The sequence below is a fragment of the Corynebacterium sp. HMSC076C10 genome (assembly GCF_001812455.1).
Classification (GTDB): Bacteria; Actinomycetota; Actinomycetes; order Mycobacteriales; family Mycobacteriaceae; genus Corynebacterium; species Corynebacterium jeikeium_D.
Map to the genome: position 1 here is coordinate 123,594 of NZ_KV809108.1, position 11,832 is coordinate 135,425.

General features: G+C 60.5%; 11 protein-coding genes. 9 read left to right on the forward strand and 2 right to left on the reverse strand.

All coding sequences use genetic code 11. From position 1 onward, the window contains the following. Positions 1-31: 31 nt before the first annotated feature. From HMPREF2857_RS04605 to HMPREF2857_RS04645, 9 genes are all read left to right on the forward strand, one after another. Complete coding sequence (locus tag HMPREF2857_RS04605; protein ID WP_070642926.1) at positions 32-2,125, forward strand: acetyl-CoA carboxylase biotin carboxylase subunit; 2,094 nt, start codon at positions 32-34, stop codon at positions 2,123-2,125. A 79-nt stretch (positions 2,126-2,204) separates the two neighbouring features. Beyond that, positions 2,205-3,374 (forward strand): acyl-CoA dehydrogenase family protein, encoded by a 1,170-nt coding sequence (locus HMPREF2857_RS04610; protein ID WP_070429811.1) that lies wholly within the window; start codon positions 2,205-2,207, stop codon positions 3,372-3,374. A 2-nt stretch (positions 3,375-3,376) separates the two neighbouring features. Beyond that, complete coding sequence (locus tag HMPREF2857_RS04615; RefSeq protein ID WP_070642927.1) at positions 3,377-3,919, forward strand: MaoC family dehydratase; 543 nt, start codon at positions 3,377-3,379, stop codon at positions 3,917-3,919. 7 nt (positions 3,920-3,926) lie between these two features. After that, on the forward strand, positions 3,927-4,805 hold the full coding sequence (locus HMPREF2857_RS04620; RefSeq protein WP_070642929.1) for an HpcH/HpaI aldolase/citrate lyase family protein: 879 nt from the start codon (positions 3,927-3,929) through the stop codon (positions 4,803-4,805). A gap of 101 nt (positions 4,806-4,906) precedes the next feature. After that, complete coding sequence (locus tag HMPREF2857_RS04625) at positions 4,907-6,661, forward strand: AMP-binding protein (RefSeq protein ID WP_016422174.1); 1,755 nt, start codon at positions 4,907-4,909, stop codon at positions 6,659-6,661. Between the two features lie 4 nt (positions 6,662-6,665). Next, on the forward strand, positions 6,666-7,418 hold the full coding sequence (locus HMPREF2857_RS04630) for a CoA transferase subunit A (RefSeq protein ID WP_070566205.1): 753 nt from the start codon (positions 6,666-6,668) through the stop codon (positions 7,416-7,418). After that, positions 7,419-8,087: a CoA transferase subunit B gene (locus HMPREF2857_RS04635; protein WP_005509864.1), complete on the forward strand. Its 669-nt coding sequence runs from the start codon at positions 7,419-7,421 to the stop codon at positions 8,085-8,087. 58 nt (positions 8,088-8,145) lie between these two features. After that, positions 8,146-9,354 (forward strand): acetyl-CoA C-acetyltransferase, encoded by a 1,209-nt coding sequence (locus HMPREF2857_RS04640; protein WP_038627863.1) that lies wholly within the window; start codon positions 8,146-8,148, stop codon positions 9,352-9,354. A gap of 129 nt (positions 9,355-9,483) precedes the next feature. Then, a complete protein-coding gene (locus tag HMPREF2857_RS04645) occupies positions 9,484-10,347 on the forward strand; it encodes an HpcH/HpaI aldolase/citrate lyase family protein (RefSeq protein WP_070642930.1) in 864 nt (287 codons plus the stop codon). On the opposite strand, the gene hypD is transcribed toward HMPREF2857_RS04645, so the two are convergent. Continuing rightward, positions 10,348-11,499, reverse strand: a complete 1,152-nt coding sequence (gene hypD, locus HMPREF2857_RS04650; RefSeq protein ID WP_070642932.1) for a hydrogenase formation protein HypD — start codon at positions 11,497-11,499, stop codon at positions 10,348-10,350. Positions 11,500-11,515: 16 nt separating this feature from the next. After that, positions 11,516-11,785, reverse strand: a complete 270-nt coding sequence (locus HMPREF2857_RS04655; RefSeq protein WP_049172773.1) for a HypC/HybG/HupF family hydrogenase formation chaperone — start codon at positions 11,783-11,785, stop codon at positions 11,516-11,518. Positions 11,786-11,832: the final 47 nt, after the last annotated feature.

Genomic DNA, 11,832 nt, shown 5'->3' on the forward strand with positions numbered 1-11,832 from the left:
CCGCATTTTCTGGAAAGGAAACACAGGGCACATGACAGCGCACAACACGCAGCCCCACGCAGCTGGCGGCAGCCTGAGTACCGTATTGGTCGCAAACCGCGGGGAGATTGCCTGCCGCATTATTCGAACCCTTCGTGACAACGGAATTCGCTCCGTCGCGGTCTACTCGGATGCCGATGCCGACGCCCCTCACGTCCGCATGGCGGATATGGCCATCCACATTGGCCCATCTCCGGCACGTGAGTCCTACCTGGTTATCGACAAGATTATCGATGCCGCTCGCCGCTGCGACGCAGACGGAATCCACCCCGGTTACGGCTTTCTGTCTGAAAACGCAGACTTCGCGACCGCCTGTGAGGAAGCAGGTATTGAATTCATCGGCCCACCGGCCAGTGCCATCAACACCATGGGTGACAAAATCTCCGCCCGCGCTGCCGTCGAAGCCCGCGATGTTCCCACCGTGCCGGGTCTGTCTCGCCCCGGGCTTAGCGACGAGGACCTCATTGAGGCAGCCCCATCGATTGGCTTTCCAGTCCTGATTAAGCCATCGGCAGGCGGTGGCGGTAAGGGTATGCACCGCGTGGAAAACGCTGCTGACCTGCCGGCAGCGCTCGCAACGGCTCGTCGTGAAGCGGCGGGTGCCTTCGGCGATGACTCCCTGTTCATCGAGCACTTCGTCGACACCCCGCGGCATATCGAGGTACAGATCCTCGCAGACAAACACGGCAATGTGATCCACCTGGGCGAGCGTGAGTGCTCGCTGCAACGACGCCATCAGAAGGTCATCGAGGAAGCGCCGAGCCCCCTGCTGGATGAGGAAACGCGCAGCGCAATCGGTGAAGCGGCCTGTGACGCGGCCCGCTCGGTTGGCTACGTCGGCGTGGGCACGGTGGAGTTTATTGTGCCGGCGAAGGACCCGTCGTCGTTCTTCTTCATGGAGATGAATACGCGTCTGCAGGTTGAACACCCGGTAACTGAGCAGGTCACCGGCCTGGATCTGGTGGCACTGCAGGTTGACATTGCCTCGGGACGACCACTGCCGGTTGCTCAGGAAGATGTAACTCTCACCGGTCACTCGATTGAAGCTCGCGTGTATGCCGAAGACCCGGCAGCGGGATTCCTGCCCACCGGTGGCACGGTCACACGTGTCGTCGAGCCGAGCGGGACGGGAATCCGGGTGGATTCCGGCATTGTCGACGGTTCCGAGGTCTCATCCCTCTATGACCCGATGTTGATGAAGATTATCTCCCATGGGGAAAACCGTGAGCAGGCGCTCGAGCGGCTGGACCGGGCGCTCGGAGACACCGTTGTCGCAGGTGTCGGAGTCAATATCGATTTTTGTCGCTACCTGCTGAACGTCCCCGAGGTTCGCGCCGGCGATCTTGATACCGGTCTGCTCGACCGTGTGGCGGAAGGCTTCGCCACCTCCGAAACACCGGACGATGTCTACCTCGCCGCTGCGATGGACTGGCTGACTTCTCGCTTTGAAGAGGCCACCGACTCGCCGTGGCTGACCCCGGACGGCTGGCGCGCCAGTACCCCTGCCGCGCAGCGCATCCGCTTCGGAACGGGGGAGGACTCGCGTCTGATCTCGATTGTGGGCACGCCGTCGAGCGCCGACGTCATCGTCGGTGATGTGGTCGCGGGCCTGTCCGCCGAGGCGGAGAACGAAGAGATCGACGTTCCAGAACCGCGAAACTACAAGGTTTCGGTCTACCGCGACGGGGAACACCTGCGCATCGTCCGCGACGGTGTCGCACAGCACTTCCTGGTCGAGACCATCGACAATGCGGGGGCAGCGAACCATGAAGAATACGTCGTCACCGGTGCTCACGGCACCTGGGTGCTGCCTCGCACCGAGGTAGTCACCACCGGAGCCGAAGCCGATGCCGGAGGCTCGGGAGTCATCCAAGCTCCGATGCCCGGCGCGATTATCGCGTTGGCGGTGGAGGAGGGAACCCGCGTCGAAGTTGGTGATGCTCTGTTGGTCATGGAGGCCATGAAGATGGAGCACACTCTCACCGCCGAAATTGCGGGTGAGGTCAGCTTCACCGTCGCGCCGGGCGATCAAGTCACCGGTGACCAGCAGCTGGCGGTCATCACGGTGGCCGAAGCCGAGGAATAAAAACCCACACGAAACGCCCCAACCAGGTCTAACGCCAATCAAGTCCCACACCTACAAAATCTTTTAAGGAGCACCCATCATGTCCGAAAGCACCAAGATTGCAACCGCCATCCTCGACGACGAATACGTGGAGCTGCAGAAAGTAGTTCGCGAATTTGCCAACGAAGTTGTCGACCCGGTTTCCGCCGAGCACGACCGCAACCACACTTTCCCGTACGAGGTTGTCTCGCAGATGGGCGAAATGGGCCTGTTCGGTCTGCCATTCCCTGAGGAAGTCGGTGGCATGGGCGGTGACTACCTGTCCTTCGGTATCGCCCTGGAGGAGCTGGCTAAAGTCGATCAGTCGGTCGCTATCACCCTGGAAGCCGGCGTTGGTTTGGGCGCCATGCCAATCTTCCACTTCGGCAATGACAAGCAGAAGGAGACCTACCTGCCCGAGCTGACTGCTGGTAAGAAGCTCGCTGGCTTTGGTCTCACCGAGCCGGATGCAGGTTCCGACGCCGGCGCCACCCGCACCACAGCCCGTGAAGACGGCGATGATTTCGTCATCAACGGCGCCAAGCAGTTCATCACCAACTCCGGCACGGATATTACTTCGCTGGTTACTGTCACCGCAGTCACCGGCCAGAAGGAAGATGGCAAGAAGGAGATTTCTACCATCATCGTGCCGAGTGGCACGGAGGGCTTTGTCGCGGAACCGGCTTACGACAAGGTCGGTTGGAATGCCTCCGACACCCACCCACTGACCTTCACCGATGTTCGCGTCCCGCAGGAGAACCTGCTGGGCACCCGTGGTCGCGGCTTCGCTAACTTCCTGTCCATCTTGGCCGAGGGGCGTGTCGCAATCGCAGCGCTTGCCACCGGTGCTGCGCAGGGTTGTGTTGATGAGTCGGTCCGCCACGCCAAGGAGCGCCACTCCATGGGCCGTGCGATTGGTGAGTACCAGGCCGTTTCCTTCAAGATCGCACGAATGGAAGCGCGTGCGCATGCCGCACGTATGGCGTGGTACGACGCAGCCGCAAAGATGGCCGCGGGCGCAGAGTTCCGTCGTGAAGCGTACATCGCCAAGATGATTGCCTCGGAGGCTGCGATGGACAACGCGCGCGACGCGACGCAGATTTTCGGCGGCTACGGGTTCATGAACGAGTACCGCGTGGCACGCCACTACCGCGACTCCAAGATCCTGGAGATCGGCGAGGGCACCACAGAAGTGCAGCTCATGCTGATCGCGCGCGGATTGGGGCTGTAAAAATGGCTGACAACAACGCAACCGAAGTCACCCACGACGTCGTCCAGCGCGGACTGTGGTTCGAAGAGTACGAGGTTGGCGCGCGTTACCTGCACCGTCCGGGGCGAACCGTCACTGAAACCGATGACGTCCTCTTCACGACGCTGACCATGAACACCCAGCCACTGCATCTGGATGCGCACTGGTCGAGCCAGCAGCCGGGATTCGGAGGCGAGCGCCTGGTCAATTCGATGTGGACGCTGTCGACGGTTGTCGGGCTGTCTGTCGGGCAGCTCACGCTCGGCACCATCGTCGCCAACCTCGGCTTTACCGAAGTGGCGTTTCCCGCACCGATGTTCCACGGCGACACCCTGTACGCAGAGACCGTCTGCCGTAACAAGCGTCTGTCCCAGTCCCGCCCCAACCAGGGCATTGTCGAGCTTGAGCACATCGGACGCAACCAGGACGGCACCGTCGTCTGCCGCGCAGTCCGTTCCACGCTCGTCCAATGCGCACCGATTTCGCTTGACGACGGCTCCGAGAACGCAGCTTCAGCGGGGAAGTGAGTGGCTCATGTCTACGCATAACTCCTGGCAGCCGCTGGGCCCTGCAATTCTGTTTGCGCCAGCCGACCGGCCGGAACGGTTCGCTAAAGCTGCTGACCGTGCCGACATGGTGATTCTGGACTTGGAGGACGGCTGTCGCGCAGAAAACCGTGAGGCTGCCCGCGAGGCTATCGTCTCCTGTGACCTCGATCCGGCCCGCACTATTGTGCGTGTCAATCCACCGGAGGTTGAGGACTACGCAGCGGATATTGACATGCTGCGTGGCACCGCTTTCCGCCAGGTGATGCTGCCCAAGGCCTCCTCGGCGAAGCAAGCGGATGATTTGGTGGCGGCACTGGGGGAGAAGACCCAGGTCATTGCCCTTATCGAAACTCCGCTTGGGGTCATGCGCGCCGAAGAGCTGGCGCAGGCCGATGGCGTCGTTGCGCTGTTCTGGGGCGCAGAGGATCTGGTGGCGGGCTTGGCGGGAACGTCATCACGCTTTAGCGAAGCAGAGGCTGCACTCGCGCCGGGCCGTATCCATGCGGGTAGCTACCGCAGTGTGGCGGTGCATACCCGCAGCCATGTTCACCTGGCGGCAGCGGCGCACGGTAAGGCCAGTCTGGATTCCATCTACGTCAATATCTCCGACGCGGATGGGCTAGCTGCGGAGGCAGCCGATGCCGCTGCGTTGGGGTTCGCCGCCACCGTCTGTATCCACCCAGGTCAGGTCCCGACAATCCGCCAGGCTTACCGTCCCAGCGACGAGGAGATTGGCTGGGCGCGTCGGCTCTTGGCGGAAGCGGAAAAGAACACCGGTGCATTCAGCTTTGACGGCCAGATGGTGGATGCGCCGCTCTTCCGCCAGGCAGAAGCCATTGCTCGGCGAGCCGCTGTAACCGGTTAGTCCCACGCCCGGTAACGACCACTGATTTATCCCCCTAAACAACACAATTCCCTCTCACACTCCGCACTATGCGGAGTCACTTAAACCAAGGAGATCTCCCCATGACCGCGACATTGAAGAACCACGCAGAACAGCGCACTGCTGATCCTTCGAAGCTGCCGGAGGGCTTCACCACTGTGCCGGCACCATACGGCAAGGATGTTGTCGATGCCGATGGCAACAAGATGAGCCACGTGTTCGGCGCCGGTGTCGAGCAAGGAGCCGCTCCACTTCGCGATGAGACTCTCGGTGAGAACCTGCGTGCGATTGTGGAGAAATTCCCGTCCCGCGACGCCGTCGTTGACGTCTACGCGGATGTCTCCTTTACCTTTGAGCGTTTCTACAACCGAGTTCTGCGTCTGGCCAGCGCTTTCATCCGTGAGGGCTACCGTCCAGGAGATCGTATCGGCATTTGGTCCACCAACCGCTGGGAGTGGACCGTGGTGCAGTACGCCTGCCACCACATCGGCCTGGTGCTGGTCAACATCAACCCGGCTTACCGCCAGCACGAGCTGAACTACGTATTGGAAAAGGCAGGTGTGCGTATGGTGTTTGCCGCCCGCCGCTACAAGGACTCCGATTACCGAACCATGCTGATCGAGGCCTCCAAGCAGCGCGGTGTGCGCCTGGACAAGGTCATCTACTTCGGCTCCTCCGAGTGGTACGAGCACATGCACAGCGAAATCGACGACCTGAGCGAGTACACCTCCCAGCTGAAGCCGGACGATCCGATCAACATCCAGTTCACCTCGGGCACGACAGGCTTTCCCAAGGGCGCTACGCTGACGCACCGCAATCTGCTGAACAATGGATACTTCATCGGCGAGCTGTTGGGCTACACCGAGGCCGACCGCATCTGTGTGCCGGTGCCGTTCTTCCACACCTTCGGCATGGTGATCGGCACGTTTGCGGCCTTCACCCACGGTGCCGCCATTGTCATTCCAGCGCCGTCGTTTAAGGCGCGCGAAACTCTCAAGGCTGTGCACTCGGCTAAGGCCACTAGCCTCTACGGCGTGCCGACGATGTTCATCAATGAGCTTGAAGAAGCCCACGACCAGGAGGAATACGGCTCCCCTTACGACCTGTCGCTGCTGCGCACAGGTGTGATGGCAGGTACCTCGTGCCCGTCGAAGACCATGCGTGATGTGATGGACAAGCTCAATATGCGTGAGATTGCCATCTGTTACGGCATGACCGAGACTTCGCCGGTGTCCTTCCAGACCCGCGCGGATTCCCCGCTGGAAAAGCGCGTCAACACCGTCGGGCAGATCATGCCGCACCTGGAAGCCCGCATCATCTGTGAAGAAACCGGCGAGACCCTACCACGAGGTGAACAGGGCGAGGTCGTCGTCCGTGGATACTCCGTGATGAAGGAGTACTGGGAGCACCCGGAAAAGACTGCCGAGGCCATCGACGCCGACGGCTGGATGCACACCGGCGACTTGGGTGTGCTTGACGACGAGGGCTACCTGTCCATCACCGGACGTATCAAGGACATGCTCATCCGCGGTGGTGAGAACATCTACCCGCGCGAGATTGAAGAGTTCCTGTTCACTCACCCGGCTGTTGTCGATGCACAGGTCATCGGCGTGCCGGATGACAAGTATGGCGAAGAAATTATGGCATGGGTAATTCTGCACGACGATGTGGAAGACCTCACCGCTGAGGACGTGGCGGCCTTTGCCCACGGCAAGCTGTCGCGTCACAAGATTCCGCGCTACGTCCACGTCGTCGAGGAGTTTCCGATGACCGCGTCGGGCAAGGTTCGCAAGGTTGAGATGCGTGAGATGGCTCCGCGAATCCTGGGCTGGGTGTAGAACAATGTCAAAAACAACTGATCAGACCGGTCGCGAGCTTGTCGCAGGCCTCGTCACTGATGGAATGACCCTGGCAGTCGGCGGTTTCGGCCTTTGCGGTGTGCCATATACCCTCATCGAGGGCGTGCGCGACTCCGGGGCAAAAGACCTCACCATCGTGTCCAACAACATGGGCATTGACGGTACTGGGCTCGGCATTCTGCTGGAGAACAAGCAGGTGGCAAAGGTAGTGGCCTCCTACGTCGGCGAGAACAAGGAGTTTGCTCGCCAGTACCTCGAAGGAGAAATCGAGGTGGAGTTCACCCCACAGGGCACTCTGGCAGAGCGTCTTCGCGCAGGTGGCGCAGGTATTCCCGCGTTCTACACCGCAACCGGCGTCGGTACGCTCGTTGCAGAGGGCAAGCCCCACGCCGACTTCGACGGACAGACCTACGTGCAGGAGCGTGGCATCGTTGCCGACATCGGCCTGGTGCACGCCTACCACGGCGATATTGACGGCAACCTTGTATATCGCCGGACCGCGCAGAACTTCAACCCGCTGTGCGCAGCATCCGGCAAGGTGACCGTTGCAGAGGTGGAGCACTTGCTTGGCCGCGGTGAGATCGACCCAGATCTGGTGATGACTCCGGGTGTGCATATCCAGCACATCGTCCGCGGTGACGGTCGCGAGAAGCTCATTGAAAAGCGCACAACTCGGCCACGCAATACCGATTCCAGCCACGATGCCGGTGACGCGGCAGCAGGGGAGGAGATTTAAATGGCACCTGCGAAGACAATTATGGACAAGGGCTGGAGCCGTGACGAGATGGCACAGCAGGCCGCTGAAGAGCTGCGCGATGGCGACTATGTGAATCTGGGTATCGGCATTCCGACACTGGTGGCAAACCATATTCCCGAAGGCGTGCGCGTTCTGCTGCAGAGTGAAAACGGAATTCTGGGAATGGGTGCCTTCCCATATGAAGGCGAAGAGGATGCTGACCTCATCAATGCGGGGAAGCAGACCGTGACATTGGTGCCGGGCGCGGCAATCTTCGACTCCGCCACCAGTTTCGGCATGATTCGCGGCGGTGCCGTGAAAATGGCCGTGTTGGGTGCGATGGAGGTGAGCCAGTGCGGTGACCTGGCCAATTGGATGATTCCGGGAAAGATGGTCAAGGGCATGGGCGGTGCGATGGACTTGGTCGCCGGTACCCCTCGAGTGGTGGTTTTGACCGATCATGTTTCCAAAGATGGCAAACCAAAATTGGTAAAAGCCTGCGAACTGCCCCTCACAGGTGCAAAAGTAGTGAAAAGGATTATTAGCAACCTGGGAAGCTTCGATGTCGCTGATGATCACCTGGTGCTACGCAGGCTGGCACCTGGGGTGACGCTGGCAGATATCGAGGCCAACACCGAAGCCGCATACGTGGTTGACCTCGAGAATTAAATACGCAGCAATCATGGTCAGTCCACACTCATCAGTTTTGACTTAGGAGAATCCATCCATGAGTAACCTTCCAGCTCCCAGCCCGAATGATGTCGTTATCCTCGCTGGTGCTCGCACCCCGCAGGGCAAGCTGCTCGGTCAGCTGGCACCGCTTACTTCCGTCGAACTCGGCGCACATGCTGTCAAGCACGCTGTTCAGCGTTCCGGCGTTGCCCCGGAAGAGGTTCAGCACGTCGTTCTGGGCCAGGTGATTCTCGCAGGTGCTGGCCAGAACCCGGCTCGACAGGTCGCCATTAAGGCAGGTCTGCCATGGAATACGACCGCTGAGATTGTTAACAAGGTCTGTCTCTCGGGTCTAAACGCTGTCATTCACGCCGCTCGCTTGATTCGTCTCGGTGATGCAGACGTCGTTGTTGCAGGTGGTCAGGAGTCCATGACGCACGCTCCGCACGTTGCACGCGGTGTTCGTCAGGGCAAGTCCTTCGGTGCGCTGAAGCTGGAGGACACCTTGGAGCGCGACGGTCTGGTCGACTCCTTCGATGGTGTGTCCATGGGTACGCTTACCGACGGTCCGAACAGCGACCTCGGCATTAGCCGCGAGCAGCAGGACGAAGTTGCGGCCGCTTCTCACCAGCGTGCAGCCAAGGCGCAGGAAGACGGCATTTTCGCGCAGGAAATCGCTCCAATCGAGATTCCGCAGCGCAAGGGTGACCCGGTAGTTGTTGACACCGACCAGGGCATTCGCCCGGAGACCACTGTGGAGACCCTGGCTAAGCTGCGTCCGGTCTTCCTGAAGGAAAACGGCACCATCACTGCCGGTAACTCCTCGCCGATTTCCGACGGTGCCGCAGCAGTTGTGCTGGCATCGCGTGCCTACGCAGAGAAGCACGGCCTAGACTACCTCGCAGTTGTGGGCAAGGCCGGCCAGACCGCAGGTCCGGATAACTCCCTGCACGCTCAGCCGGCGGACTCTTTGAAGGAGGCTCTGCGTCGCGCTGAGTGGGACGCGCAGGAGCTTGACTTCATCGAGATCAACGAGGCATTTGGTGCGGTGGCCGTCAAGTCCCTGCGTGAGCTGGACTACCCGCTGGAAAAGACCAACATCCACGGTGGCGCGATTGCCCTCGGCCACCCGATTGGCTGCTCCGGTGCCCGCCTGACTCTGACCGCTGCAATGGAGCTGAACCGTCGCGGTTCGGGTCGCGCTGGTGTGTCCCTGTGTGGTGGCGGCGGCCAGGGCGACGCGCTGCTGCTGTACCGCGACTAATCGCATAGGTTAAAAACTCAGCAAACCCGCGTGGTGGTTTCCACTCTATGGACCCCACAACGCGGGTTTTGTTGTCTCCTGGGGGAGCCTGCGCGAAGGTGATTCGAGTTTTCAATTAGGTTAGGAGCTATGACAGGCTTTAGCTCCCTCGATGGTGAACAGACCTTCCCTTGGCTTCCCTCTGGCCCGGCGCTACTCTTCGCCCCGGCTGACCGTCCGGAACGTTTCCAGAAAGCTGCTGAACGATCGGACATGGTCATTATTGACCTGGAGGATGGCGCTGCCGTTGACAATCACGAGCAGGCACGTGCGAACATCATCAACAATCCGCTCGACCCGGAGGTGACTATTCTTCGGATTACCGGTCCTGGGACTCCGACCTTCGCGGAGGATGTCGCCTTTGCCCGTACATGTGACTACGACATCGTCATGGTGCCCAAGATTCGAGACTCCATTCCCGCAGAGCTCGAAGGGTTGAAGATCATCGCGATGATTGAAACCCCGCAGGCCATGATTAATATCCAGCAGATTGCCACGCACCCGGACGTTGTGGGTCTGTTCTGGGGTGCCGAAGACCTGACCGCCGAACTCGGTGGGGCGTCCTCGCGTCAGAGTGTGGATGAAAACCCTCGCCGCCACTACCGCGATCCGCAGCGATTGGCTCGTGCACTCGTTCAGGTGCATGCAGCTGCAGCGGGTATTGCCGCCATTGATGCCGTTCATACTGACTTTCGCGATGAGCGCGGCCAGTACCTAGAGGCTCTCGATGCCGTGGGCTGTGGTTTCCTGGCTACGGCCTGCATCCACCCGGCGATGGTGCCGCCGGTGCGCAAGGCATATAAGCCGTCGGAAGCAACGCTCGCCCGCGCCCGGAAGATTGTCGATCACGCAGGTACGCACACTGGCGCCTTTCAGCTCGATGGCGAGATGATTGACGCGCCCGTCGTAAAGCAAGCCGTGGCAGCGCTCGCGCGTGCGGGAATTACGGAGTAACTAGCGGCGGGATTTCGCCAGGTTCTCGGTGACCTTCCGATCGATGCGGCCGAAGTTGTAGTACGCCGCACAAGCGCCTTCGGGGGAGACCATGCAGGTGCCGATGGGGGTCGCCGGGGTGCAGGCGGTGCCGAAGACCGCGCACTGCCAGGGCTTGATGTGGCCGGTGAGCACAGAGCCGCATTCGCAGGTCACGGGGTCTGGGATACGGCGCCCCGGCACCTGGAAACGACGCTCGGCGTCGAATGCCGCGTATTCCTCAGAGATGCCGAGGCCGGAGTTTTCAATCCAGCCGAGACCACGCCACTCGAAGGTGTCGCGGAGAGAAAAGACGCGGTCCATAAGTTTCTGCGCGGTGGTGTTGCCGGAGGAGCGAACGACGCGCGCGTACTGGTTGTCCACCCGCGACTTACCGGCAGCAACGTCGCCGCTGACGAATTGATCCAGCAGCATGACGACGGCCTGGAGCACATCCAATGGCTCAAAACCGGTGACCGCCACTGGCAGATTAAACTCGCGCGGCAGGAACTCAAAGGCGTCCGTGCCGGTGGTTGTAGCCACGTGACCTGGGCCGATGAAACCATCGACCTTGGTTTCGCCGCCGTTGACGATGGCGCGCAGTGGCGGCTCGATGAGTACGTGGTTGGAAAATACGGAGAAGTTTTCCACCCCCTGCCGGCGCGCGGCCTCAATGGTCACGGCAGTCGACGGGGCGGTTGTCTCAAACCCGACGGCGAAGAAAACGACCTGCTTATCGGGGTTATCGGTGGCGATCTTCAGCGCGTCGAGAGGCGAGTAGACAAAGCGCACATTGGCGCCGCGCGCACGTGCCTGCATCAGCGACGTTTCGGACCCCGGAACACGCATCATGTCGCCGAAGGTCGTGAAAATGACGTCTTCTTGCTGTGCCAGCCAAATGGCATCGTCGACGCGGCCCATGGGGATGACGCAGACGGGGCAGCCGGGCCCGTGGATCAGCTCGATGTTTTCGGGTAGGAGGTTTTCCAAGCCGTAACGGTAAATGGTGTGCGTGTGCCCGCCACAGACTTCCATCAGCGCGATGGGCTTTTCCAGCTTGGTGGCCTCGCGTTCAATGCGTGCGAGCAGCTTCTTCGCAGCGGCGGGGTCGCGGAATTCGTCAACGTATTTCATGGTGCCGTCCAGCCCCTCAGTTGATCTGTGACGATGAGAAGGATTCCAGCTCATCCTCGTAAGTGTCGCCGCCTAGCTGTTTGATTTGCTGGAGCGAAAGTCTGGCTTCTTCCTCGTCGATCTTGCTCATGGCGAAACCGACATGTACGAGAACCCAGTCACCGGCGGTGAGGTTCTCGTCAACAAGTAAATCGGTGGAAATCATGCGTGCGACGCCACCAATTTCCACTGTTGCACGGGCAGCATCGTGGACTTCTGTGATGACGGCAGGGACACCAAGACACATACGCTTCTCCTCGTTTGCAATACTTATCGAGACTACCATCAGAGGCA